At 67.0% G+C, this 23,080-nt stretch carries 25 protein-coding genes and 3 tRNA genes; 10 read left to right on the top strand and 18 right to left on the bottom strand.

The window, feature by feature from the left end; all coding sequences use genetic code 11:
- Positions 1-58 precede the first annotated feature (58 nt).
- Both RWR81_RS02875 and RWR81_RS02870 read right to left on the bottom strand, forming a co-directional pair.
- Entirely contained in the window at positions 59-1,513 is a 1,455-nt protein-coding gene (locus RWR81_RS02875; protein WP_314454103.1) for an alanine/glycine:cation symporter family protein, read from the bottom strand.
- Positions 1,510-3,057: a sodium:alanine symporter family protein gene (locus RWR81_RS02870; protein WP_314454101.1), complete on the bottom strand. Its 1,548-nt coding sequence runs from the start codon at positions 3,055-3,057 to the stop codon at positions 1,510-1,512. The genes RWR81_RS02875 and RWR81_RS02870 overlap by 4 nt, the downstream gene beginning before the upstream one ends.
- 242 nt (positions 3,058-3,299) lie before the next feature.
- Here RWR81_RS02870 and RWR81_RS02865 point away from each other — a divergent pair, with 242 nt between their 5' ends.
- Positions 3,300-5,966, top strand: coding sequence for a DUF3516 domain-containing protein (locus RWR81_RS02865; protein WP_314454145.1), 2,667 nt, complete (start codon positions 3,300-3,302; stop codon positions 5,964-5,966).
- Here the strand turns inward: RWR81_RS02865 and RWR81_RS02860 are convergent.
- The 6 genes from RWR81_RS02860 to RWR81_RS02835 form a co-directional block, all read right to left on the bottom strand.
- Positions 5,963-6,598 (bottom strand): GyrI-like domain-containing protein, encoded by a 636-nt coding sequence (locus tag RWR81_RS02860; protein WP_314454098.1) that lies wholly within the window; start codon positions 6,596-6,598, stop codon positions 5,963-5,965. The two genes, RWR81_RS02865 and RWR81_RS02860, sit on opposite strands and share 4 nt — an antisense overlap.
- The gene (locus tag RWR81_RS02855) at positions 6,588-7,106 is read right to left on the bottom strand and encodes a helix-turn-helix transcriptional regulator (RefSeq protein WP_314454095.1); all 519 of its coding nucleotides are present in this window, start codon (positions 7,104-7,106) and stop codon (positions 6,588-6,590) included. Before RWR81_RS02855 ends, RWR81_RS02860 begins: the two co-directional genes overlap by 11 nt.
- Before the next feature lie 83 nt (positions 7,107-7,189).
- Positions 7,190-8,167: a homocysteine S-methyltransferase gene (gene mmuM, locus RWR81_RS02850; RefSeq protein WP_314454092.1), complete on the bottom strand. Its 978-nt coding sequence runs from the start codon at positions 8,165-8,167 to the stop codon at positions 7,190-7,192.
- 135 nt (positions 8,168-8,302) lie between these two features.
- The gene (locus RWR81_RS02845; RefSeq protein WP_314454089.1) at positions 8,303-8,608 is read right to left on the bottom strand and encodes a hypothetical protein; all 306 of its coding nucleotides are present in this window, start codon (positions 8,606-8,608) and stop codon (positions 8,303-8,305) included.
- 116 nt (positions 8,609-8,724) lie between these two features.
- A complete protein-coding gene (locus tag RWR81_RS02840; RefSeq protein WP_314454086.1) occupies positions 8,725-9,099 on the bottom strand; it encodes a YccF domain-containing protein in 375 nt (124 codons plus the stop codon).
- A 51-nt stretch (positions 9,100-9,150) separates the two neighbouring features.
- Entirely contained in the window at positions 9,151-10,071 is a 921-nt protein-coding gene (locus RWR81_RS02835) for a glutathione synthetase (protein ID WP_314454083.1), read from the bottom strand.
- A gap of 209 nt (positions 10,072-10,280) precedes the next feature.
- Between RWR81_RS02835 and RWR81_RS02830 the strand changes: the two genes are divergently transcribed.
- The 6 genes from RWR81_RS02830 to RWR81_RS02805 all read left to right on the top strand — a co-directional run bounded on the left by RWR81_RS02830 (position 10,281) and on the right by RWR81_RS02805 (position 12,259).
- On the top strand, positions 10,281-10,625 hold the full coding sequence (locus RWR81_RS02830; protein WP_314454080.1) for a hypothetical protein: 345 nt from the start codon (positions 10,281-10,283) through the stop codon (positions 10,623-10,625).
- 173 nt (positions 10,626-10,798) lie between these two features.
- Positions 10,799-10,871: transfer RNA gene (locus RWR81_RS02825), tRNA-Lys, on the top strand.
- Between the two features lie 47 nt (positions 10,872-10,918).
- Positions 10,919-10,994: transfer RNA gene (locus RWR81_RS02820), tRNA-Lys, on the top strand.
- 281 nt (positions 10,995-11,275) lie between these two features.
- The gene (locus RWR81_RS02815; protein ID WP_314454077.1) at positions 11,276-11,491 is read left to right on the top strand and encodes a hypothetical protein; all 216 of its coding nucleotides are present in this window, start codon (positions 11,276-11,278) and stop codon (positions 11,489-11,491) included.
- A gap of 132 nt (positions 11,492-11,623) precedes the next feature.
- Positions 11,624-12,100: a thioredoxin-dependent thiol peroxidase gene (gene bcp, locus RWR81_RS02810; RefSeq protein WP_314454075.1), complete on the top strand. Its 477-nt coding sequence runs from the start codon at positions 11,624-11,626 to the stop codon at positions 12,098-12,100.
- Positions 12,101-12,177: 77 nt separating this feature from the next.
- Positions 12,178-12,259, top strand: a tRNA-Leu gene (locus tag RWR81_RS02805).
- A gap of 349 nt (positions 12,260-12,608) precedes the next feature.
- Here RWR81_RS02805 and RWR81_RS02800 read toward each other — a convergent pair.
- Together RWR81_RS02800 and RWR81_RS02795 are read right to left on the bottom strand one after the other, a co-directional pair.
- Complete coding sequence (locus RWR81_RS02800) at positions 12,609-13,265, bottom strand: SIMPL domain-containing protein (protein WP_314454071.1); 657 nt, start codon at positions 13,263-13,265, stop codon at positions 12,609-12,611.
- 59 nt (positions 13,266-13,324) lie between these two features.
- Complete coding sequence (locus RWR81_RS02795) at positions 13,325-13,618, bottom strand: antibiotic biosynthesis monooxygenase (protein ID WP_314454068.1); 294 nt, start codon at positions 13,616-13,618, stop codon at positions 13,325-13,327.
- Positions 13,619-13,774: 156 nt separating this feature from the next.
- Between RWR81_RS02795 and rph the strand changes: the two genes are divergently transcribed.
- Entirely contained in the window at positions 13,775-14,569 is a 795-nt protein-coding gene (rph, locus tag RWR81_RS02790; RefSeq protein ID WP_314454065.1) for a ribonuclease PH, read from the top strand.
- Positions 14,570-14,572: 3 nt separating this feature from the next.
- The gene (rdgB, locus tag RWR81_RS02785; RefSeq protein ID WP_314454063.1) at positions 14,573-15,280 is read left to right on the top strand and encodes an RdgB/HAM1 family non-canonical purine NTP pyrophosphatase; all 708 of its coding nucleotides are present in this window, start codon (positions 14,573-14,575) and stop codon (positions 15,278-15,280) included.
- 13 nt (positions 15,281-15,293) lie between these two features.
- Here rdgB and RWR81_RS02780 read toward each other — a convergent pair whose 3' ends face one another.
- From RWR81_RS02780 to clpS, 5 genes are read right to left on the bottom strand one after another with little or no spacing between them, the layout of a single operon-like run.
- Positions 15,294-15,827 (bottom strand): DUF3054 domain-containing protein, encoded by a 534-nt coding sequence (locus tag RWR81_RS02780; protein WP_314454060.1) that lies wholly within the window; start codon positions 15,825-15,827, stop codon positions 15,294-15,296.
- Complete coding sequence (locus RWR81_RS02775; RefSeq protein WP_314454057.1) at positions 15,824-16,621, bottom strand: MBL fold metallo-hydrolase; 798 nt, start codon at positions 16,619-16,621, stop codon at positions 15,824-15,826. Before RWR81_RS02775 ends, RWR81_RS02780 begins: the two co-directional genes overlap by 4 nt.
- Positions 16,618-17,478, bottom strand: coding sequence for a glutamate racemase (gene murI, locus RWR81_RS02770; protein WP_314454143.1), 861 nt, complete (start codon positions 17,476-17,478; stop codon positions 16,618-16,620). Before murI ends, RWR81_RS02775 begins: the two co-directional genes overlap by 4 nt.
- Positions 17,479-17,508: 30 nt before the next feature.
- Positions 17,509-18,198, bottom strand: coding sequence for a DUF2017 family protein (locus RWR81_RS02765; protein ID WP_314454053.1), 690 nt, complete (start codon positions 18,196-18,198; stop codon positions 17,509-17,511).
- Positions 18,198-18,533 (bottom strand): ATP-dependent Clp protease adapter ClpS, encoded by a 336-nt coding sequence (clpS, locus tag RWR81_RS02760; RefSeq protein WP_314454050.1) that lies wholly within the window; start codon positions 18,531-18,533, stop codon positions 18,198-18,200. The genes RWR81_RS02765 and clpS overlap by 1 nt, the downstream gene beginning before the upstream one ends.
- 38 nt (positions 18,534-18,571) lie before the next feature.
- On the opposite strand from clpS, the gene RWR81_RS02755 reads away from it, so the two are divergent.
- Positions 18,572-19,990 carry a nicotinate phosphoribosyltransferase gene (locus RWR81_RS02755; RefSeq protein WP_314454042.1) on the top strand — a complete coding sequence of 473 codons (1,419 nt, stop codon included), beginning with the start codon at positions 18,572-18,574 and terminating at the stop codon, positions 19,988-19,990.
- A 42-nt stretch (positions 19,991-20,032) separates the two neighbouring features.
- Here the strand turns inward: RWR81_RS02755 and RWR81_RS02750 are convergent, their stop codons facing one another.
- From RWR81_RS02750 to nagB, 3 genes are all read right to left on the bottom strand, one after another.
- Positions 20,033-21,856, bottom strand: a complete 1,824-nt coding sequence (locus RWR81_RS02750; protein ID WP_314454039.1) for a DEAD/DEAH box helicase — start codon at positions 21,854-21,856, stop codon at positions 20,033-20,035.
- Complete coding sequence (locus RWR81_RS02745) at positions 21,853-22,215, bottom strand: DUF3039 domain-containing protein (protein ID WP_314454037.1); 363 nt, start codon at positions 22,213-22,215, stop codon at positions 21,853-21,855. The genes RWR81_RS02750 and RWR81_RS02745 overlap by 4 nt, the downstream gene beginning before the upstream one ends.
- Before the next feature lie 94 nt (positions 22,216-22,309).
- Positions 22,310-23,050, bottom strand: a complete 741-nt coding sequence (nagB, locus tag RWR81_RS02740; protein WP_314454034.1) for a glucosamine-6-phosphate deaminase — start codon at positions 23,048-23,050, stop codon at positions 22,310-22,312.
- Between the last annotated feature and the right edge of the window lie 30 nt (positions 23,051-23,080).

The raw sequence follows: 23,080 nt of genomic DNA, 5'->3' as shown, positions 1-23,080 counted from the left end.
GACAGAACCGCATCGATCTGGTCCGTCCAGGAAGTGTGCGCTGTTGGAGGCAATGCAATCAGCCCCGCCTTACTGCATCGTCGGGCTCCCAGACGCCGGGAACCACGTCTCCGGGCAGGAGGGAGTTGCCATGACCAACGAAGGTCGGCTCGGTGATGCCCTGGGCTCGCTGGGCCTCGAAGTCTCGCAGGGCTCCGATGACCCAAGGGGCCAGGCGGACGATGACAACGAGGTTGAGCACGCCCAGGAGTCCCAGGGCAATGTCGGTCAGGGCCCAGACGATGGGCAGGGTCAGGACGGTACCGCCGAAGGCCGCGGCGGTCAGGAGGATTCCGAAGATCTGCTCAGCCCGGCGCTCTCCACCCAAGAAGTTGACATTGACCTGGGCGTAGGAGTAACAGCCCAGCACGGTGGAGAAGACCAGGACGAAGATGAGCACCACCATGGGCCAGGTGGTCCATGTGCCCAGATGCTCGGCGACGGCCTGCTGAGTGAGAATCGCGCCGACCAGGGAGTCGTCACCCGGATGGTAGGTGTCGGTGGTCAGCAGGATGAGCAGGCCGGTGGCCGTGCACACGAGGATGGTGTCGACGAAGACGCCAAAGGACTGGATGAGCCCCTGGCGCACGGGGTGGGCGACGGTCGCGGTGCCGGCGGCGTTCGGGACCGTACCAAGGCCGGCTTCATTGGAGAACAGCCCACGGCGCACACCGTTGAGCAGCGCTGCGAGGATTCCTCCGGCGGCGCCGAAGAAGGCCTGGTTGAGGCCGAAGGCCCCCTCAAAGATACTCAGGAGAACCTCGAAAAGCTTGTCTGCGTTGAGGACGATGACCACCACGGCCATGAGCACGTAGGCCAGAGCCATGACGGGGGCGAGCCACTCCGCGACGCGGGCCACGAGCCGGACTCCTCCCAGGACCACGGGCGCGGTCAGCAGGACGAGGAAGACCCCGACCACCCAGCCCGAGACGCTGGGAACAGTGGCCGTGATGACCTGTGCCAATGAGTTCGTCTGCACCATGACCACAGTGACGCCGACCGAGACGATGCACATGGCGGCGAAGATCCTGCCCCACAGAGCCGATCCTAAACCGTTCTTGATGTAGTAAGCGGGTCCCCCGCGGAAGGTGAAGTCCCGACCGCGCTCCTTGAAGATCTGGGCGAGTGTGGACTCCACGAAACTGGTCGCCATTCCGATGAGCGCTACGACCCACATCCAAAACAGGGAGCCGGGACCACCGGCCACAACGGCCAGGGCGACGCCGGCAATATTGCCGATGCCAACTCGGGCGGCCAGTCCCACGGCGAAGGCCTGGAAGGAGGAGATGCCCCCTTGTGCGCCTGAGCGTGACCCGGACAACGAGTTGACCATGGTGCCGAAGTGACGCAACTGGACCAGCTGGGTACGCGTGGTCAGGTAGAGGCCGGCCAGAATGAGCAAGGCGGCAAGAAGATAGGTATAGAAGAAGTCGTCGACGGAGTTGAGCAGGTTCTCAACGTGGGTGAGGTTCATGCGTCGGCTCCTGTCGAGGCGGCGGGTTGACTGCGGGCCGGGGTGGCCGCGATAACGCCGGAGGTCTGGCTCGATTCATCGGCGCCGACGACGGAGCTCTCACCTGCCCAGACGTCACCAGGGAGATCTCCGGGCAGGTGCGGGTTATCGATACCGATGAAGACGGGGGTGTCTCGGCCCTGCTCGCGTTGGGCGTCCCAGTCCCTGAGCGCACCCACGCCCCACCGAGCAAGCCAGATGAGGGCGACCAGATTGGTCAGGGTCATGATGGCCATGGTGATGTCAACAGTGTTCCACACCACTGTCAAAGTGGCGAGTGCACCCAGGCCGGTGGAGGCCACCGAGACCAGTCTGGGCAGCCACCGCCATACGGGCCGCTCGGAGATGAAGGTCATGGAGACCTCGGAGTAGGTGGCCGCGGCAATGATGGAGGAGAAGGCCAGGACGAAGATGACGATGGTCATGGGCACGGCCGTCCATCCGCCGAGGGAGGCGGCGACGGCGTCGGAGGTCAGGGTACTGGCGGCCTCCGGGGTCAGGCTGCCGGCCTCGACAAGCGCGGGGCTGTAGACGCCGGAAACGAGGATGATGAAGGCAGTCGCGGTACACACAACGATAGTGTCGACGAAGACACCGAGGGACTGGATGAGTCCTTGCTGGACGGGGTGGGCGACGGTGGCAGTGGCGGCTGCGAAGGGGGCGGTGCCCTGTCCGGCCTCGTTGGAGAACAGGCCGCGACGGGTTCCGTTGGTCAGGGCGGCGATGATGCCTCCGGTCACCCCTCCGGCGAAGGGGTAGGGGCCGAAAGCCGAACCCACGATGGTGGCCAGGATGCCCGGAAGCTGGTTGATGTGGAGGCCGACGATGATGATGGCCATGACCACGTAGACCAGGGCCATGATGGGCGCCATCCACTCGGTGACGCGGGCGACCCGTCGTACCCCGCCGAGGATGACGAGGGCAGCCAGCCCCACCAGGACCGCAGCGGCGATGCTCGGGGGCAGGTCCAGCGGGGAGCCCGGGCCGATGACGCCGGCGACGGCGTTGGACTGAACCATGATGATGGAGAAGCCGCAGGTGAAGATCGTCAGCCCCGCGAAGACGACGCCGAGGGTCCGGCTACGCAGTCCTCGCGCCATGTAGTAGGCGGGACCGCCACGGAAGGAGCCGTCAGTGTGGCGGACCTTGAACATCTGGGCCAGTGTCGCCTCGAAGAAGGCGGTAGCCATACCGACCAGAGCGACGACCCACATCCAGAAGATCGCACCGGGCCCACCCAGGATGAGGGCCGCTGCGACGCCGAAGACGTTACCGATGCCTACGCGGGCGGCCAGGGAGATCGTGAAGGCTTGGAAGGAGGAGATGCCCCCCTGTGCACCAGAGCGTGATCCGGCCACCTGACGGAACATGTCCGGCAGTCGTCGCAACTGGACGGCACGGGTGCGGACGGTCAGCAGGATCCCGGTACCGACGAGCACCCACATGGTGATGTGAAGCGTGATCCAGTCCGAGACCGCCGCGAGCTGGGCAGCGAGAGCATCCATGGGAGAATCTGCCTTTCACGGTGTCGCAGCATATGGGGACGGCCCGCATGCTCTCATGAATCGGCGCCCGGAACATAGTGCACCCCCTTATGACACGGGCGTAAGGGGGTGCACTATTCTCCTGGGACGGCGACTGGACGGAGGGTGAGGCCTCAGCATGCCACGGGCCCGGCTGCATCCCCTCCGCACCCACGTGAGACGATGACGCCGTGACCTCCCAGACTGCTCCGGCCCTCAACGCGATGCTCGACGCCCTCATCCCGGTTGATGATCCCGAGCACGTCCCCGAGCCCGAGGAGGTCTACCTGGCCTTCTCGGACTGGGCGGAGACGACCGGCCGCCCCCTCTACTCGCACCAGGACGAGGCGCTGTCGGAGATTCTTGAGGGCCGCCACGTCATCGCCGCCACCCCGACAGGTTCGGGCAAGTCGATGATCGCGCTGGCCGCCCACACCGTCTCCCTGGCCCGCGGGGGGCGCTCCTACTACACGGCCCCCCTCAAGGCCCTGGTCAGTGAGAAATTCTTCGAGCTGGTGGGTCTGTTCGGGGCGGACAACGTCGGAATGGTCACCGGGGACACTTCCATCAACGCCGCCGCCCCGATCATCTGCTGCACCGCGGAGATCCTGGCCAACCAGTCCCTGCGCGAGGGCCAGGACATGGACGTGGACTGCGTCATCATGGACGAGTTCCACTACTACGCCGACCCGCAGCGCGGCTGGGCCTGGCAGGTGCCCCTGTTGGAGCTGCCCCAGGCACAGATGGTGCTGCTGTCGGCCACGCTGGGCGATGTCTCCTTCTTCGTGCGGGACCTGCGCGAGCGCACGGGCCGCGAGGTCGCCGTCGTCGACGACGCCGTGAGGCCGGTTCCCCTGGAGATGGAGTACGTCGTCGAGCCGATCGGTGAGCTGCTTCAGCGCCTGGTGGGGCAGGACAAGGCTCCGGTCTACGTCGTCCACTTCTCCCAGAAGGAGGCGGTCGAGCGGGCGACCTCCCTGCTGAGCGTGGACCTGGTGCCCAAGTCCCGTAAGGCCGAGATGGTGGAGGCGCTCGGCAACTTCCGCTTCGGGGGTGGTTTCGGGGCCACGCTCTCCCGGCTGCTGCGCGCCGGTATCGGCGTGCACCATGCGGGCATGCTGCCGCGCTACCGGCGGCTGGTGGAGCGCCTGGCCCGCGAGGGCCTGCTGTCCGTCATCTGTGGCACGGACACGCTCGGGGTGGGCATCAACGTGCCGATCCGCTCGGTGGCCATGACCTCGCTGGTGAAGTTCGACGGATCCAAGGAGCGCCACCTCACCGCTCGCGAGTTCCACCAGATCGCCGGACGGGCCGGGCGCGCCGGCTTCGACACCCACGGCTACGTCGTCGTCCAGGCCCCCGAGCACGTCATCGAGAACGCCAAGGCGCTGGCCAAGGCCGGCGACGATGAGCGCAAGCGCCGCAAGATCGTGCGCAAGAAGGCCCCCGAGGGGCGCGTCAACTGGACGGACAAGACCTTCGAGCGGCTGCGCGACGCGGCCCCGGAGACGTTGACCAGCCAGTTCCAGGTCACCACCACCATGGTGCTGAACCTCATGGAGCGCGCCGGCGACCCGGTGGCGGCGATGGCGGGCCTCCTGGAGCGCGCCCACGACCCCGAGGCCCAGCGGCGCCGACACGTGCGCCGCGCCTTGGAGATCTACCTGTCCCTGCGCACGGCGGGGGTCCTCACACACGTCTCCAGCGCGCAGGCCGCCGCCGACGGGCGTCCCAGGCTCCGGCTGGCCGTGGACCTGCCGACCGACTTCGCCCTCAATCAGCCCCTGGCGCCCTTCGCCCTGGCGGCCATGGACCTGCTGAACGTCGAGGCACCGGAGCACACGGTCGACGTCGTCAGCGTCGTCGAGGCCACATTGGACGACCCGCGACCACTGCTCTACGCTCAACAGCGCGCCGCTCGCGGTGAGACGATCGCCGCGATGAAGGCCGAGGGCATGGACTACGAGGAGCGCATGGCCGCTCTGGAGGAGGTCACCTGGCCCCAGCCGTTGGCCGAGCTGCTCACTCCTGCCCTGGAGATGTACAAGCAGGCCAACCCGTGGATCGCCGAGCACGAGCTGGCGCCGAAGTCGGTGGTGCGCGAGATGGTGGAGAACGCGATGACCTTCTCCGACCTCATCTCGCGCTATGACCTGGGACGCAGCGAGGGCGTGGTGCTGCGCTACCTCACCGACGCCTACCGGGCGCTGCGCCAGGTCGTGCCCGAGGAGCACCGCACACCCGAGGTCACCGATCTCATCGACTGGTTGGGGGCGCTCGTGCGAGCTGTCGACTCCTCCCTGCTCGACGAGTGGGAGGCTCTCGGCCGGGCCCAGGCGGGCAAGGCGGGCGAGATGGCCGGCCTGCTGGAGGGCGACCGTTCCGGCGCGGAGGACTCGGCCGGGGTCGAGCGGGCCTTCGGTGCAGGCGAGGACGGGACGGTCGCCTTCACTCGCAACCGTCACGCCTTCCGGGTCGCGGTGCGGCGGGAGATGTTCCGGCGCGTGGAGCTCATGGCGCGCGACGACGTCGAGGCCCTGGGCCGTCTGGACGCACCCTCCGGCTGGGGCGAGGACCGCTGGGACGAGGTGCTGGGGCGTTACTGGGACGAGTACGACTGGATCGGCACGGATACCTCGGCCCGGGCAATGTCTCTGGCCCCGCTCGACGAGACCCCCGACGAGACGGCACTGGCGGCCGCCGGTGTCAGCGAGCGCCTGCGCGAGGCCCTGGAGGCCTCGCGCAGGCAGGTGTGGCTGGCCACGCAGGTCCTGGAGGACCCCGATGGCGACCACGACTGGCGACTGACAGCGCTGGTGGACCTGGCCGAGTGCGACCGGGACGAGCGCGCGGTCATCCACCTGCTGTCCGTGGGCCCGCAGCAGGGTTAACCAGCCTCGTTGGCATCCGTGTCAGGTTTCACCGGCTGGCGCAGGATGGTCTTCATCCTCTCCGGCACCACGCGCCTGGGGTCGCTGAGGTAGATCTCGTGGTGGGGACCGTTCCAGGTGAGCCCGAGACTCGGCATGACCTCGTCGTTCAGTCGCGCCAGAGTGGGGGCCTCGTCGTCGTAGGCGCCCATGTGGAGGATCTGCAGCGATCTTCCCTCGCTCAGGGGGAACTCCTTGAGGGCGGAGACGGGAAGGTCGGGCTTCTTACGCGCCGCCTGCGCCAGCCCCTCGGCGATGTCCTGCGATGAGACCGCGTCGGGCAGGGGGATCATCATGGTCCAGTCCCACTCCCCCTTGTCGCGGGCGACGAAGGCGGAGTTGCCGGCACTCGTCCACAGCCCCTCGAGAGGACCGACGACGAAGTCGTCGCCGGTTCTTTTCTTCAGCACGGCGCGGATCGCGTAGGCGCCTGCGTAGAGCGCCTGGATCGCGGTGGCGTAGGTCGGTGAGGTATTGGGATCGCCGTGGCCGTCGATGGCCAGGTAGGTCATGGCCGGTACGTCCACCTCCGTGAAGTCGATTCGCCCCGGCAGGTACAGGTCCTTGCGGTCCTTCTTGATGTCAATCCTCATCGCTGCCTGCTTTCTTGAGAAGGGTGCGGGTCCAGACGAGATCCGCTTCCTGGCGCAGGATCTCGTAGTCGAAGATGGCCAGGGCATGCTCCTCATCAACCCGAGCACGCAGCCCGCGCAGCTCATCGAGCCTATCGAGGAGTGCCTCAGCGCGCTGCGCCAGCGCCGCCACGAGCTCGGGTTCATCGAGCCGGGCATAGGCATTGAGCGCCGGGAGTACACCGGCGGCGGGCGGAGCCGGAGCGAGAACACGCTCACCGGCGGCCTTCCTCAGCTCATGGCGCCCGGCGTCGGTCACGCGGAAGACGGTGCGCCGACCCTCGGAGCCGTCATCGGGCTCGAGGAGCCCCCGTTCCGACAGGCGCTTGAGGAGGTAGTAGACGGAGGAGAAGGCCAGGGATGTCCACTGGCGGTAGCCTCGCCGCTCGATGACCCGGTCGAGGTCGTAGCCGTGCCGCGGCTGCTCGGCAATGAGGGAGAGGACAACGATGTCGGCATCAGAGGACATGTTGTTACTCTAGCACTAGAGTAATGACGGGCAAGCCAGTGCCCGACTGCTGCCTCGGGTGATCGACTCGGAAGGTAACGGGGCTATGCGTCCACCGCGCGGGCAAGCTCACGGATCTGGGCCGGGCGGGTGCGGCAGCAGCCCCCGATGAGTCGGACGCCGGAAGCGATCCAAGAGGGCGCCAGCGCCGCGGCTCCGCTCCTACCCTCTCCGGCCCGCCAGCTCTTGGCCACCGGGTCGTAGAGATCACCGGCATTGGGATAGGCCACCAGCGGCTTGGAGGTGCACGCGCGTAGTACTGGAAGCGCCCGGTCGACAACATCGGGGGCCACGCAGTTGACCCCGACGGCCACCACAGTTTCCTCCCGCGCGGCCCAGGCCACCGCCTCGTCCAGCGGGGTGCCGTCGGCCAGGCGGGCGCCGTCGGACCGCACCTGGAAGGAGACCCAGCACTCAGCCTGAGGAGCGAGGCCCTTCACCATGGCGAGGAGCGCCTGAGCCTCGTCCAGACGCGGAAGCGTCTCCAGGGCGAACAGGTCAATCCCCTCCCCCACCAGCACCTCAATGCGAGGCCTGTGGACCTCCAGGAAACCGGAGTCCTCTGGAATGTTGATGTCGTAAGCACCGGTGTACTCACTTCCGTCAGCCAGGTAGGCGCCATAAGGTCCGAGCCCTCCGGCTACGAGCACCGACTCCTCGGGGTGCTCCTTGCCGAAGCGACGGGCTGCATCCTCGGCTAAACGGACGCCGGCTGCGATGACCTCTCGTGCGGCTACAGCGTCACACCCGGACCGGATCAGTGCCGGGAGCGTTGCCTGGTAGGTGTTGGTGGTGATCACGCGAGCACCGGCACCCAGATAGTCAGTGTGGACCTCGCGTACGACGTCGGGCGCTGCGGTGAGCGCAAGCGCCGACCACAGTGCGTTGCGGGTGTCGACCCCACGGGCGTCGAGCTCGGTACCCATCGCCCCGTCCAGAACGACCGGGCCTCGCGCCAGTAGATCAGCCAACCGAGCCGGCTCACGCCCCAAGGACGTGGCGGATACCGAGAACGTTCGCATTGCGACACGGTATCGGATAGTTTCAAGATGGGACCGGTAGCACCTCAACCACAGGCCCGGCCGCGTATCCCCGTGGACCCACCCCCATCGGCGGCCTCATCCGCCACCCTCGGTCCCGACACGGCAGCCTTCCGCCTACTCATTGTCCTCAACCTCGAGCAGCACAACGACCCGGCGATCACCAGCATCCTCCTGACGGTCCGTCACCTGGACCATTGGGGCATCAACCGCCGTATCGCCTCTGAAACCTCTCAACAAGCCCGATGCCGAGGAGGCCTGAGAGATCGCGGCAGAAGGCGGCGCAGAACCGACGCTACCCGGGCGGTGACGACGCGCCCGGCCACCACCTGCGGCAGCCGGGCGCAGAGCGTGGGCGTGCTGACCGGTCTCGGCGGTGGTGCAGGGCAGCCGGCCGAGCGGATCAGGAACTGCGTTCTCCATCCAGAACGTACTTCTCCCGCAGACGACTTCGTCCCGACCCCAGTCATCTGCGGGAGAACACAGTTCTCACGGGAAAAGTACGTCTCGCCACCCGCTACGCCACGCGACGCGGCCTCTTAGCGGGTCTCGACGATCTGCTTGCCGAAGGGAAAGCAGGTGACGGGGATCAGCTTGATGTTCGCCACCGCCAGCGGGATCCCGATGATAGTGATGGCCTGCATGGCAGCAGTGACGACGTGGCCGATCGCCAGCCAGAGGCCGGCGATGAGGAACCAGATGATGTTACTGATCCCGCTCATGACGCCGGCTCCGGGTGCGGGAACCACTTCACGTCCGAAGGGCCACAGCACGTAGGCGGCGATGCGGAAGGATGCAACGCCTGCGGGGATCGTGATGATGAGGAGGCAGGCGAGCAGACCGAAGACGATGTAACCGAGGAAGAGCCAGAACCCGCCGAAGACGACCCAGATGATGTTGAGCAGCGTGCGCATGGCACTTATCTACCACACGCAGCCACCCAAGCCCTTCGCGCTTCTCTCCAGTCACCAGAGGATGCGCTGAGCGATGGCATCGGCGAAGTTGTCCAGCGCCTCCGGGGCGGCCCCCAGGTAGAGACCCGCATCGATCAGTGAGACCTCCATGAGGTAGAAGCCGCCCCGACCATCTCCGACGACGTCCACACGGTTGAACAGGAGCTGGATGTCGCGGCCGGAGACCTCCTTGATGAGCGCATGAATGGCCTTACGCACGCGCTCGCCCCAGAGCCACTCCTGTTCGCTGGGCTCCCGCGCGGTCACGATCTCCTCGTGGATCTGGTCGGTCGATTTGAAGGACGGGTGAAGCATCGGGGCCTTCTCCACTGCATGGGAGAGCACCCCGTTGAAGTAGACCAGTGAGACCTCTCCCTTGCGGTCGACCTCCTCGAGGTAGCGCTGAACCATGACAGTGCGCCCACGACGCAGGTGGTGCATGGCGTCATTGATCGCCGCCGAACGGGAGGAGGCGTCGGTGGCGGTGTAGCGCCCTGTGCCGCGCCCGCCCGAGGAGACGGCCGGCTTGACGACGAAGTCACCATGCGCCGGGAAGCGGGTGTGGACCTGGTGCTTGGAGTATCCGGCCTCCGGCTCCAACCAGGTCGTCGGGATCATGGGTACCTCCCACTCGCTCAGTCGAGTGAGGTAGTGCTTGTCCGAGTTCCAGGCGACGACGTCGGGATGGTTGGCCAGTCTGGGAACCGAGCGGGCCCACTGAAGGAAGCCGGAGTAGTTGCCCTTGGTGGCGTAATCACGGACGCTGCGCAGCACGACAGTGCCGGACTGGTCCCAGTTGACGTCGGGATCGTTCCACACGGCGACTCTCGGCTCGATACCACGTGCACGCAGAGCGTCGGGCAAGCCTCGGTCATCGTCGTCAAGGTCCGGGAAGTCTGCACAGGTCGCCAGCGTCACGATCGGGTCGCTCATACGGCCCACGCTACCGCGCACAACGTCACAAGGAGAGCCTCAGGCGTGTGACGCTGAACCGTACCGCCACCAGCCCAAAGAAGGAAGTACCTCTCACCCGGCAGGGACAGGGGCGGGGTACGGCTCAGCCCGTCACGACTGCATTGCACCGGCCCTCCAAGCCGGACGCGCCCGTGTCCTCGCGCACGCACGGGTGGCACAATGCTGAGGTGACCCCCGAACCCCGCAAGCCTCTCGCAACCGCCAATCAACGCTACTGGGCATCGATGACCGCCATCGTCGTTGCGACGATTCTCGTCGCGGGCCTGTTGGGAGGAACGATCACGCTACTCACCGATACTCGTGCGGATCGCAGCAGCCTGTGGGGAGGCATAGTGATGGCTCTGGTCATGCTGGCGGGCTGGACCCTCGCAGCTCGTGTACGCGATCGCAAGAGACTGGGCCTCCCCCTGTGGCGGCACCTCGATGAGAAGCAGGCGGCCACCTTGAAGCAGTACCACCAGTGGTCGCGCACCGGCCGTATCGAGGACCCCGAGAACCGGTCGTCGCACTGACCCATGACCGGCATAGAGCGACACCTCCCATCAGGCCGGAGCACCACACATCCCTGAGATTTGCCACACAATGGGGCGGTTTCATGGATTCAGGCTGGACGGACCCATCCTCCATCCGTAGAGTATTCCTCCGTCGCCCGGCGAAACACATCAAATGACATCGTTGTGGTGAAGCACCGCTAGCTCAATTGGCAGAGCAGCTGACTCTTAATCAGCGGGTTCAGGGTTCAAGTCCCTGGCGGTGTACGAGTCTCCCAGCCCATCAGGCTGGAGGACGCGGCCACCAAGGCCGAGCACCGCTAGCTCAATTGGCAGAGCAGCTGACTCTTAATCAGCGGGTTCAGGGTTCAAGTCCCTGGCGGTGTACCACGAGGGGCAGATCCAGCCTCCGGAGAGACCCCGGAGGCACTGCAACGGGAGCAGCTCGGCGGCGCAGATAGCCTCCACTTCCGGCATGAGCCTGAGAGATAGTCGAGACCCAGTGCTTCACCGGTTGTCGCTCTTCTTCGTGAGTACCACCCGCGGCCCGACGAAGCCGCTACAGCGGCAGATCATGCGGTGCGCCGATTCTCAGGCGATCGCCTGCCGCCCCATCCATTGCTGCCCGTCTCACACGGGCAGACGACGTTGAAGGAAGTTGAGGGATACGTATGACACACGACATTCACACCACGTCCACGCCGACCACTGAGCCCGCAGCCATCAGTGCCGAGGCCCGTGAGGAGGCTGATCGCGAGCTCTTCGCTGCGCGTGCCGAGCTCGCCTCCCTTGGGGCAGCAGCCTCCCCCTCTCGTCTCGAGCGCGCGCTGGAACGTCTGGAAGCGGCGCAGAGGGCATCCCAGCGGCCATTCCACCGGGCCGCCTGATCAGCGCAAGGCCATGCTGCCGTCGTGGTCAACGTTCGTCAGATCACGAAAGTAAGTCACCGAATCCCCTGCCGCAGGCACCGGAGACGATGCGAGGATGAGCGCATACACCCAGGATCCCGAGGAGGACCCATGCCCCAGCTCGCCACCGGTGACCGCGCCCCAGAGTTCACCCTGCCCGACCAGGACGGACGTACCGTGACTCTTCACGACCTGTGCACCAGCACGGACGAGGGCGTCATCGTCTACTTCTACCCCAAGGCCTGCACTCCGGGCTGCACCAAGGAGGCGTGCGACTTCAGGGACTCCTTGAAGGCGCTGAAGGAGGCCGGCTACACCGTCGTCGGGATTTCCCCTGATCCCGTGGCCGCTCAAGCCAAGTTCTCCAGCCGCCACGATCTGCCCTTCCCCCTGCTGTCGGACGCCGACCATGCCGTCATGGAGGCCTGGGGCGTGTGGGGCGAGAAGAAGAACTACGGCAAAGTCTACACCGGCGTCATCCGCTCGACCGTGGTGGTGGGACCCGACGGCACCGTGACACTTGCCCAGTACAACGTGCGAGCCACCGGTCACGTCAAGCGGCTGCGCGCCGCACTGGGCGTGGACTGAGTGGACTGATATGAGCACAGCAGCGGTCGCCGCATTCTGCTATCCGGGACTTGGGTCGGTAGACTGGGCGCCGCACAGCGCGAGTGGCGGAATTGGTAGACGCCCCAGGTTTAGGTCCTGGTGCCTTCGGGCGTGAGGGTTCGAGTCCCTTCTCGCGCACAAACCTCGGATCCCGACGTCGTCGGACCTCCGCAGCACAGATGAGCGGTGGGGCTAATGCCGTCGCTCAACTCCTGCCGGTATCTGCCTGAGGGCCGCCGTAGCATTGGTGAGCCTGCAGGGGAACCGCAAGCAGGCCCTCCCTGCCAGCTTCCTGCGCACCAGAAGACAGACACGCCCTTCCCTGAGAGTCCCCCGATCCGCAACATCGTTGACCTGCCGGCTCAGCCAGGGGGTGGCGGAGGCGCGGCCGCCCCTCTGCCGCCCCATCAAGCAGGGGAACACAATCCCTTCTACACCCATTCCAGACCTGACAGACTCCACAGAACCCGCAAAGAAACTGAAGAGGTCATTCAGCCAGGAACTCCGCTTCGATCGATGCGCTCATGCGGACATCCTCCGGCGTGAACTGGTAGGTGTCAGAAGACTCCTTCCCACGTCCCACCCCTGCGCGGCCCCGCCCGATCACAGCACTCGATGCCCCACCAGCCGTATTCTTCTCCAGAAGTCCCTTATCCGCAACAGTCTTAACGGAACTGACGTGCAGGCCGAGAGCAGAAGCATACTGTTCCGCCTTGTCTTTTGCTGAGCGGACCACCTTTTGACGCAGCCAGGTCTCGAGCTCCTTCTTGCGATGCTCAGTGACCGACCACTCTATCCCCCAAACACTCACTTCTTTAAGCGCCAGCACGGAGTTCATCCACGCCCCCATGCGGGAGAAGTCGCAGAACTTCACCTTCACACGGACTGCTTCGGAGAATTCGACGCCGTCATCATTCTTCCATGACCACGTGCTGGCTCCCGATACGGCGAACCATGTAACAGGACCTTCTTGCTTATCATGCAATGACTCTATCTGCGCCCGCACCTCGCTCAGCACGTCAGACACTTGAGCATGCACATGTTCACGGTTCAGCCCTGTGCTCTTCACACTCAGGTGGACCGTGGCCCGCTGAGGCGGTTCGTAGTGATCGATATATTCCCTGACGAAGATGTTCGTCGCCATACTGAGATTCCTCCTGTCAAGAACAATGATCTCAAAGAGGCGTTGGCCTCTCGAATGGCCTACTGCTCGTGCTGGACGACCTCGAAGCCGAGGACCTCCACGCTCATGCCCCGACGCCTGTCGTCCTCGTGCCCGCCGGCGGGCCGCGCGGACTGCCACCGCTCGTAGTCCTCGCGCGTGTCCCACCGGGTCACCACGAAGTAGCGGTCCTCACCGACGACCGGGCGCAGCAGCTCGAAGCCCTGAAAGCCCTGCGAGGCGTCAACGCCCCGTTTACGTGCGGCGAAGCGCCTCTCGATCTCGGCCTCGGCACCCTCAGGGAAGGTCAGCGCAGTGATATTGACATAGGTCATGTGTTCTCCTCAGTCTCCAAGTCGGCTCCATGCCGAAGCCGAAACAGATATCGCGACAAACGCTACCGTCGGACCACAGCCTCGGACCACAGCCATCACCGTCCCAAGGTGCTGAGTCGCCCCCGAGGCCGGGGGGCCGCCGGGTAGCCTGAGCCCATGACAACTGCCTCGTTCACCCGCCAGGACGGCCGCGCCGTCGACGAGCTTCGCCCCGTGACCCTGACCCGTCACTGGCTCGACCACGCCGAGGGCTCGGTCCTCGTGACATTCGGACGCACCCGTGTCCTGTGCGCCGCCTCCTTCACTGAGGGCGTTCCGCGCTGGCGCAAGGGCAGTGGCGAGGGCTGGGTGACCGCTGAGTACGCGATGCTCCCACGGGCCGGATCGGAGCGCTCAGGCCGCGAGTCGGTGCGTGGCAAGGTCGGTGGTCGTACCCACGAGATCTCCCGACTCATCGGCCGCAGCCTGCGCGGCATCATCGACGTGGCCGCGCTGGGTGAGAACACGATCGCGCTCGACTGCGACGTCCTGCAGGCCGACGGCGGCACCCGCACCGCAGCGATCACCGGCGCCTACGTGGCCCTGGCCGACGCCGTCGCCTGGGGCACGAAGCAGGGACTCATCAAGGCCCGCCCTGGCAAACCGGTCCTATCAGACTCCCTGTCCGCCATCTCCGTGGGGATCATCGACGGCGTGCCCTGCCTCGACCTGCCCTACGAGGAGGACGTGCGCGCCCAAACCGACATGAACATCGTCCAGACCGGGGACGGCCGGTTCATCGAGGTCCAGGGCACCGCCGAGCACGCCCCCTTCGACCGCTCCGAGCTGGGAGCGCTGCTCGACCTGGCCGCCACCGGCAACAGCCGGCTGGCAGCGCTCCAGCGTCGCGCCCTGGCCGGCCCCGGAGGCGAGCCCTTCACTGTGTCCTCTTCTCAGTCCTCAGAGGCCTGATTCATGAATGCCTCGTCCACCATCGACGGTGCCGGCCCGATCACGAACCTGGTCCAGGTGCCCGACGGAGCCCGCCTCGTCCTGGCCACCCACAATGCCGGAAAGCTGGCAGAACTGAAGCAGATCCTGGAGCCGCTCGTGCCGCGGTTGGATCCCGGCTCCATCATCTCAGCCGCCTCGCTCGAAGTGGCCGAGCCGGTGGAGGATGGCCTGACCTTCACCGACAATGCCCTGCTCAAGGCCCGCTTCCTGGCCCGGGCCACGGGCCTGCCCGCAGTCGCAGACGATTCGGGCCTGTGCGTGGACGTACTGGGCGGTGCGCCGGGGATCTTCTCGGCACGCTGGAGCGGTCGGCACGGTGACGATGCCGCCAACCTCCGGCTGCTTCTGGACCAGCTGGCCGACGTCGCCGATCCCCACCGGACGGCACGATTCACCTGCACTGCCGCCCTGGTCCGGCCGGCTTCCGGCGCAGCACCGGAGCGGATCACCGTCATTGAGCGCTCTCTGGAAGGGCGGATCACTCGCTCCCCCCGAGGGGAGAACGGATTCGGCTACGACCCGATCTTCGTGCCCGTCCAGGAGGACGAGCCCGGCGGCCAGGGCCGTACCACCGCCCAGATGACGCCTCAGGAGAAGCACGCCATCTCCCATCGGGGCCAGGCCTTCGGCGATCTCGCCCCGCTCCTGGCCGAGGTCCTGTCCCACTGAGGCACCAGTGACGCTAGTGCTCGTCCTGTTCCTGCTCGGTGAGCCGACGCGCCACGGGCTTGGGGATCAGGGAATCATGGGCACGCACGTAGCCGTAAAGCCAGCGCCATCCTCCCAGGAACACGAGGAGGAAGGTGCCGGTCATCAGCATCCAGGAGACGCCGGTCGAGATACCGCTGAACGCGTTCTGCGTGAGCCGGCGCAGCACAGTCCACGTCCCCCAGGTCAGACCCACGATGATGAGCCCCTCGGGCAGCGCCATCTCCAGGTGGTCGGGGCGTCGGCGTCGAAGGCACCAGGTGATCCCCCAGGCGGCAGCCACGGCCAGGACGGCCTGCCACAGCGGGGTGACGACCTGCCCCAGCGTACGCGTGGAGGCGGCACCGAATAGGGCCACGAGCGCCACGGCCACCAGGTCCGCGGGCACTACCAGCCACCAGCGCGTCCTGCGGTTTCGGATCCAGGGGCAGTCCGCTCCATCGGGAAGCGTCGGGGTGAAGGAGATCGTCCGCTGCTGGGAGGGGCGGTCGTGCCCGCCGGCGCTCACAGCTCCCAGACGGCGTCCGCCGTCGCCGCCTCCAACGGGCCCGAGTAGACGGACGCAGCCTCCTTGAGGGGTACGGCCGGATCCGTCCAGGGCTGGATGTGGGTAAGGACCAGACGACCCGCACCGGCCTGGGCAGCCAGTTCCCCGGCCCGACGACCGGTCATGTGCATTCCGCCGACTGTGTCACGGCCCTCGACAAAGGCCGCCTCAGCCAAGAGAAGATCCACGCCCTGAGCCATGTCGCTCATTCCCTGGCAGGAGTCCGTGTCCCCGGTGAAGGCGAGGCTGACTAGCTGTGACGGGTCCTCCTCACTCGGCCCCTCGATCCGGTAGCCATAGGCCTCCACCGGGTGGAGCGCCTCGAAGGGTGAGATCACCATGGGGCCTACGCTGTAGGACCTGCCGGGCACAGCAGTGACGAAACCGAACTCGGTGGCATAGCGCTCGCTGGGAGGCACGCCGTCAACCCCTTGCAAGCGCTCCAGCAGCTCGGAGGGACCCAAGCAGGCAACCGGCCCAAGCGCCCCCGTGGGCAGCCAGCGCCGGTAGACGTGCATCCCCACCAGATCGACCATGTGATCGGCGTGACAGTGGGAGATCGCGATAGCGTCAAGTTCAGCGGGATCGAGATGGCGCAACAACTGCCCCATCGACCCCGGCCCGAGGTCCAAGACGATCGAGTAGGTACGCAACGCGCCGTCGGCATCGAGTCCGTCGGCTTGAACCAGGTAGGAGGAAGCCGAGGACTGGGGACCGGACATGGATCCGGTGCAGCCGATGATCGTGAGTCTCATGCAGATCCTTGAAGGGCGATGGGGAGGGAGGGCGTATCAGGAGGGACATGGGCGCCCACAACACCGGGACCGGAAGAAGTGCGCCCGACGGCGATGACCTCCGGCCCCAGGAACCGCCTGGCCAAGACGGAGAAGGCATCTGGATCGCCGGTGGAACGGAACTCGTGGCGCGGCTCGGGGCCATCAGATCCGCGTAGGAGATTCTTGCGGGCCAACGCCCGGTAAACGTCCTTGGCAGTCTCATCCGAGGAGGTCACCAGGGTCACGTCCTCCCCCATCACGTAGGAGATCGGCCCCACCAGCAAAGGATAGTGGGTGCACCCCAGGATGAGGGTGTCGACGTCGGCCGCCTTGACGGGAGCCAGGTAGCTCTCGGCGACATCGAGCGCCTCAGGCCCGGTGGTCACACCTCGTTCGGCGAGCGCAACGAAACGCGGACAGGCCTGGGAGAAGAGTTCGACGCCGGGGACGGCCTGGAGCGCATCGTCGTAGGCGCGCGAGTCGACCGTACCTCGGGTGGCGATGAGGCCCACCCTGCCGTTACGAGTCACCCGGGCCGCCGTGCGCGCAGCCGGGTGGATCACCTCAATGACCGGAACCCCACGTCCCAGGGTGTAGCGCTCGCGGGCATCGTGCAGGACGGCCGCGGAGGCGGTGTTGCAGGCGATGACGAGCAGCTTGACCCCGCAGTCGACGAGCTCGTCCATAATGCTCAGGGCCAGGGAGCGGACCTCGGCGATATCTCGGGGACCATAGGGGCCGTTGGCCGTGTCGCCGATGTAGAGCACCTGCTCATGGGGTAGCTGATCGAGAACGGAACGGGCGACGGTGAGACCGCCGACCCCAGAGTCGAACATCCCGATCGGAGCATCATTCACACCGCGAGACTATGCGGGGCCTGTGCCCCCGAACAGCACGGATACCAGTGATTCCTGCCACCAGGTGACCATGCCGTAGACGAGTGCGGTGCCGCGGTACCACTGCTCGTGAGGCGTCTCGCTCTCAGGAGCCTCCTGGGAGGAAACATCATGGACGCGCCCGGCGTCCTGGGCCGACTCGATGCCCAGACGTTGGGCCAGGACGAGACGGACATCATTGATCGCACCCAGCCAGTCGGCCTCCTGACCGAGTACCACCAGGATCGTCCCCTCGGGGCCCGACGGCGCACGCAGCTCGGCAACCAGCCGTGCCAGGCGGTCGGACTTGTCCTCGCGCAGCCTGGCGCGGGTCAGGCCGCTCACCTCCATCGCGGTGACAGGGTCCTCAGACGCATCCGGAAGCAGGATCCCGACGACGGGATCCGTAGTCGACCGACCGGTATGGACGTGGTTGGCCGGCGGATCGACCTCAAAGTCCAGAGCTGCCAGGACCTCGCGGTCCCGATCACTCTCCCCCGGGCGCCCCGGATCGATCCGGGCCAACGGCGAAGCGGCAGCTGGGACATCCGCATCTCCATGAGCGGGGGCATCCGCCTGGAGGAGGGCTCTGACCTCGAGAGCCAGACGGGCCAGGAGCTCACGCTCCCAATCATCGAGACCGCAGGCGAATCCTTCTGAGACCCGACGGAAGGCTCGCATCACCGTGCTCCTACGGCATCGCTCGCGGAACCCTCGCCATCGTCGCCCAGGGGCTCGATCGTGGCGCGAAGGCCGTAGCCGTGCATCGCGGTGACGTCGACCTCCATGCGCTCACGAGCGCCTCGAGAGACCACGGCACGACCATTGGTGTGCACCTGCATCATACGCGCCTCGGCCACGGGCAGGGAGAAACCGAAGTAGGAGTGGAAGACCCAGGTCACATAGCTCATTGTGTTGACTGGGTCGTCGTGGACCACGGTGCACCACAGGCGCTGGGAGCGGGCACGCGAGTCCTCCAGAGTCTCCGGTTCGGCGACGGGCAGCGAGGCGCTCATACCTCTAGGGTAGCGGCGAGGCGCGATAGGTTGTGCCCGTGAACGACTACGCGCCCACAACCGCATTCGCTGCCGAATCCTCCGTTGCCTCTGCCGATGCGTCCTCGACATCGCTGCTGACCGATATGTACGAACTCACCATGCTTCAGGGAGCGTTGGCTTCGGGCACCGCCACGAGGCGAAGCGTCTTCGAACTCTTCGGCCGCAGGCTTCCGGCATCGCGCCGCTTCGGCGTCGTCGCGGGCACCGGACGACTGTTGGACGCCATTGATGCCTTCACCTTCACCCCTTCCCAGATCGACTTCCTGCACCGCGCCGGGGTCGTCAACGACGAGACCCTGGACTTCCTTCGCGACTACCGCTTCACCGGCACAGTGCGCGGCTATGCCGAGGGCGAATGCTATTTCGCCGGCTCCCCGCTGCTGACCGTGGAAGGCACATTCGCCGAGGCCTGCATCCTGGAGACCCTCGCCCTGTCGATCTACAACTACGACTGCGCCGTCGCCTCAGCCGCCTCCCGCATGACGATCGCCGCCCACGGACGCCCCTGCGTGGACTTCGGGGCGCGCCGCGCCCATGAGCAGGCGGCCGTCGCCGCGGCCAGAGCCTCGGTCGTCGGCGGTTTCGTGGGGACGAGCAACCTGGAGGCGGGGCTCCTCTACGGCATCCCCACGGTGGGAACCTCGGCCCACTCCTTCACCCTCCTGCACGACACGGAGGAGGAGGCCTTCGCGGCACAGGTGGCAAGTCTCGGACCGAGCACCACGATCCTGGTGGACACCTATGACATCGCCACTGGCGTGGAGCGGGCGGTCAAGGCGGCCCGCGCCGCCGGTAGTGAGCTCGGGGCGGTGCGCCTCGACTCCGGCGACCTGGTGGCCGAGGCGTTCAAGGTGCGCGCCCAACTCGACGCCCTGGGTGCGACGTCGACGAGGATCACCGTCACCAACGACCTCGACGAGCACGCCATCGCGGCACTGGGGGCGGCCCCCGTGGACTCCTATGGCGTAGGTACCAAGCTCGTCACGGGGTCGGGGCGCCCGACCGCGGCACTCGTCTACAAGCTGGTGGAGCGCGAGGGCGCCGACGGCACCATGGAGGAGGTCGCTAAGTTCTCCTCGGGCGGCAAGTCCACCGTGGGTGGCCGCAAGTGGGCCGGCCGCACCCTCACCTCCGAGGGCACGGCCTCCGAGGAGCTGGTGGTCTCCTCCAGCTCGCAGGACCAGGGACTGTCGGCGTTGAGCCAGGCCGGCGCCCGGCCGCTTCAGGTGCTCCTGGTCGATGCGGGCCGGATCATCGAGGAGCACCGCGGCAAGGAGGCCTTGAGCGCGGCGGCGGAGCGGCACCGGGCATCCCGCGCCGAGCTTCCCTATGACGCCTGGCGCCTGAGCGACGGCGAGTCGGCACTGCAGACCCGCCACGTCGATCTCGATGGGCGAGGTGCCACTCGACGCTGAACAATGGCAGAGGCGCCTTCGAACCCTGGTCAGCGCTGCTTGTCAGCGCTTGCCGACGAACCAACGCCGCAGGGTCTGGATGCGCTTCTCGATCTCCTCGGTGGAGGCCGCCGCGACCTCCGGCCCCCCGCACACGCGTCGGAGCTCGTTGTGGACGACGCCGTGGGGCTGGCTCGAACGGCGGGCCCACGCGGCCACCAGCTGGGAGAGCTCCTTACGGGCCGACGCCCGGCGCCGGGCGTCGTCGACACCTGAGTTCTTCCGCCTCTGCGCCTCGGCGGCGGCTTGCTTCTTCTGGGAGGCGATCTGCTTGTCCTGGCGCTGGCGTAGCAGGGCGGTCACCTGCTCGGGCTCCAACAGACCCGGCAGCCCCAGGTACTCCTGCTCCTCGATGCTGCCCACCACGGCACCGGTGCCGAACTCGCCGCCGTCGAAGAGCACCCGGTCGAACTCGGCCTGGCTGTCCATGGCCTCGAAACCGGGCAGCAACTCGGCCGAGGCATTCTCGGTCTTGTTGGCCTCGGCGAGCAACCGATCCTCGGGGCTGAACAGGGCATCCTCCTGCGTCGCCGAGTCGGGGCGGCTCAGGACGTGGTCACGGGCCACTTCCATCTCACCGGCCAGGGCCAGCAGCGGCGTCACTGAGGGGAGGAAGACTGAGGCGGTCTCACCGCGGGCTCGCGAGCGCACGAACCGTCCCACTGCCTGCGCGAAGAACAGTGGGGTGGAGGTCGAGGTGGCGTAAACACCAACCGCGAGCCGGGGAACGTCCACTCCCTCGGAGACCATGCGCACGGCCACCAGCCAACGGTCGGTGGAGGCGGAGAAGGCCTCGATACGACTGGAGGCGCCGTTATCGTCGGACAGGACTACGGTGGGGGGCTCGCCAGTGATGGCGCGCAGCTGCTTGGCGTAGGCCCGCGCCTTGGCCTGGTCGGAGGCGATGACGAGAGCTCCAGCATCGGGTACCTGGCGACGCACCTCGCTCAAACGCTGATCGGCGGCGGCCAGGACCGCGGGGATCCACTCCCCTGCCGGATCGAGCGCGGTGCGCCACGCCTGGGCCTCCAGGTCCTTGGTGAGGGGCTCCCCCAGACGGGCCGCTACCTCATCACCCGCTTTGGTCCGCCACCGCATCTGCCCCGAGTAGGACATGAACATCACCGGACGCACGACGCCGTCGCGCAGCGCGTCGGAATAACCGTAAGAGTAGTCCGCCTGGGAGCGCTTCGAGCCGGAAGCGTCCTCCTGGTAGCGCACGAACGGGATCGGGGAGGTGTCGGAACGGAAGGGCGTTCCGGTCAGGGCAAGCCGCCGGCGCGCCGGAGTGAAGGCTTCCCGGATCGCGTCCCCCCAGCTTAGGGCGTCCCCACCGTGGTGGATCTCGTCGAGGATGACAAGGGTGCGGGCCTGGTCCGTGCGGGCACGGTGCAGGTTGGCGTTGGCGGCCACCTGCGCGTAGGTCAGGGCGACGCCGTCGAAGCGCGATCCGAGCGCCCCTTGAGAGTTGGAGTAGGAGGGGTCGACGTGGATGCCGACGCGGGCGGCGGCCTCGGCCCACTGGTACTTGAGGTGCTCGGTGGGGCAGACGATCGTCACCTTGTGGACGTCGCCGGAGCTGAGCAGCTCGGTGGCCACCCGCAGTGCGAAGGTCGTCTTTCCCGCTCCGGGCGTGGCCACAGCCAGGAAGTCCTGGGGCATCGCCTCCAGGTATTGCCCCAGGGCCGCGGCCTGCCAGGCGCGCAGCGACCCGGCCGTTCCCCAAGCGGCGCGGCGCGGGTAGGCCGGAGGGAGGTTCTGGGCCGCTGATGTCGAGGCCCGTGTCGGGATGGGGTGGGTCGCCTGGCCGCCGCGAGCGGCGTTCACCGACCGCCTCGCCCGAACGGGAACCGGGGGAATCGGGGGCCTTTGCCGCCTGAGTCGTCCCCGCTGCGCATCTCCTCATAGATGGACTTGCAGGTGGGGCACACCGGGTACTTCGACGGGTCGCGACCGGGCGTCCACACCTTGCCGCACAGGGCGACAACGGGGCGCCCGGTGACAGCGGCCGCGGCGATCTTGTCCTTGCGGACGTAGTGCGCGAAGCGGTCCGCGTCACCGTCGTCGGTCGACTGGAGCTCCTCGCGCTCCAGGACGGCCGTACCAACGCCCTGCGTGGGCTCGGCCGCAGGGTCGGTGGGGACTCCGGGCGCTCCTGGATCAGCACTGGCGAGGACGTCTGTCATGCCGCCCAGTGTAGGTCGGACGGTGCGCACCGACAGTCGCCCACCCCACCCTGGTCCTGTGGGGAGGCTCTCCCTGAGACGCACTGCGCCTCCGTCAGGGCTTCGAGGTGAGCTGGCCGGCGGCGGCGGGATCGACCAAGACGAGGGCGTCGTCGTGGCGCTGCATGACGGTCGCCGGCCACTGGGTGCTGACCTCTCCCTCGACGAGCTGGGCGATGGCCTCGGCCTTGCCCTCGCCGGTGGCGATGAGGACTAGCTTGCGGGCCTCCATGATGGTGGCCAGCCCCTGGGTGATGCACCGGGTGGGCACGGCCTCGGCGTCACCGCCGAAGAAGCGGGCGTTGTCCCGGCGGGTCTGCTCGTGGAGCTCGCCGACGTGCGTGCGCGAGTCGAGGGCGCCGCCGGGCTCATTGAACCCGATGTGCCCGTCGGAGCCGATGCCGAGGATCTGCAGGTCGCAGTATCCGGCCTCGGCCATCTGCGCCTCGTAGTCCCGGCAGGCGGCCTCGAGGTCCTCGCTCAGCGCGTCGGGGCCGTGGAGGGCGCCGGGGCGCATGTCGACGCGGGAGCGCAGATTGGTCTCCATGAAGGTGGCGTAGCGCTCCGGATGGCCGGCGGGCAGGCCGACGTACTCGTCGAGCATGAATCCGGTGACCTCGGCGAAGCTGAGGCGTCCGGCGGCGCAGCGAGCAGTGAGCTCGTCGTACAGGGGCAGGGGTGAGGAGCCTGTGGCGGTCCCCAGCACGGCTGCCGGTTTGGCCTTGAGCAGCGCCTCGATCTCGTCGGCCGCCCGCTGCGCGATCGCCTGCGCGGATTCCAGAATGACAAGCTGCACGGTGATGTCCTCTCTGACACAGCAACTGAT

Origin of the sequence: uncultured Actinomyces sp. (genome assembly GCF_963526355.1) — a bacterium.
Classification (GTDB): Bacteria; Actinomycetota; Actinomycetes; order Actinomycetales; family Actinomycetaceae; genus Actinomyces.
This window is presented reverse-complemented; position numbering and strand designations above follow the sequence as displayed.

Bases quoted from the DNA above. Each gene is read 5' to 3' on its own strand.
- RWR81_RS02800 (WP_314454071.1), bottom strand. From the start codon at position 13,265: ATGGCGACGAACATCTTCGTCAGGGAATATATCGATCACTACGAACCG.
- RWR81_RS02835 (WP_314454083.1), bottom strand. From the start codon at position 10,071: ATGAGCGACCCGATCGTGACGCTGGCGACCTGTGCAGACTTCCCGGAC.
- clpS (WP_314454050.1), bottom strand. From the start codon at position 18,533: ATGAGCGCCTCGCTGCCCGTCGCCGAACCGGAGACTCTGGAGGACTCG.
- RWR81_RS02745 (WP_314454037.1), bottom strand. From the start codon at position 22,215: ATGACAGACGTCCTCGCCAGTGCTGATCCAGGAGCGCCCGGAGTCCCC.
- RWR81_RS02815 (WP_314454077.1), top strand. From the start codon at position 11,276: ATGACACACGACATTCACACCACGTCCACGCCGACCACTGAGCCCGCA.
- RWR81_RS02795 (WP_314454068.1), bottom strand. From the start codon at position 13,618: ATGACCTATGTCAATATCACTGCGCTGACCTTCCCTGAGGGTGCCGAG.
- murI (WP_314454143.1), bottom strand. From the start codon at position 17,478: ATGTTCGACTCTGGGGTCGGCGGTCTCACCGTCGCCCGTTCCGTTCTC.
- mmuM (WP_314454092.1), bottom strand. From the start codon at position 8,167: ATGCGAACGTTCTCGGTATCCGCCACGTCCTTGGGGCGTGAGCCGGCT.
- RWR81_RS02875 (WP_314454103.1), bottom strand. From the start codon at position 1,513: ATGAACCTCACCCACGTTGAGAACCTGCTCAACTCCGTCGACGACTTC.
- RWR81_RS02865 (WP_314454145.1), top strand. From the start codon at position 3,300: ATGCTCGACGCCCTCATCCCGGTTGATGATCCCGAGCACGTCCCCGAG.
- RWR81_RS02765 (WP_314454053.1), bottom strand. From the start codon at position 18,198: ATGCGAGCCTTCCGTCGGGTCTCAGAAGGATTCGCCTGCGGTCTCGAT.
- RWR81_RS02860 (WP_314454098.1), bottom strand. From the start codon at position 6,598: ATGAGGATTGACATCAAGAAGGACCGCAAGGACCTGTACCTGCCGGGG.
- bcp (WP_314454075.1), top strand. From the start codon at position 11,624: ATGCCCCAGCTCGCCACCGGTGACCGCGCCCCAGAGTTCACCCTGCCC.
- RWR81_RS02775 (WP_314454057.1), bottom strand. From the start codon at position 16,621: ATGAGACTCACGATCATCGGCTGCACCGGATCCATGTCCGGTCCCCAG.
- RWR81_RS02845 (WP_314454089.1), bottom strand. From the start codon at position 8,608: ATGGAGAACGCAGTTCCTGATCCGCTCGGCCGGCTGCCCTGCACCACC.
- RWR81_RS02855 (WP_314454095.1), bottom strand. From the start codon at position 7,106: ATGTCCTCTGATGCCGACATCGTTGTCCTCTCCCTCATTGCCGAGCAG.
- RWR81_RS02840 (WP_314454086.1), bottom strand. From the start codon at position 9,099: ATGCGCACGCTGCTCAACATCATCTGGGTCGTCTTCGGCGGGTTCTGG.
- rph (WP_314454065.1), top strand. From the start codon at position 13,775: ATGACAACTGCCTCGTTCACCCGCCAGGACGGCCGCGCCGTCGACGAG.
- rdgB (WP_314454063.1), top strand. From the start codon at position 14,573: ATGAATGCCTCGTCCACCATCGACGGTGCCGGCCCGATCACGAACCTG.
- RWR81_RS02870 (WP_314454101.1), bottom strand. From the start codon at position 3,057: ATGGATGCTCTCGCTGCCCAGCTCGCGGCGGTCTCGGACTGGATCACG.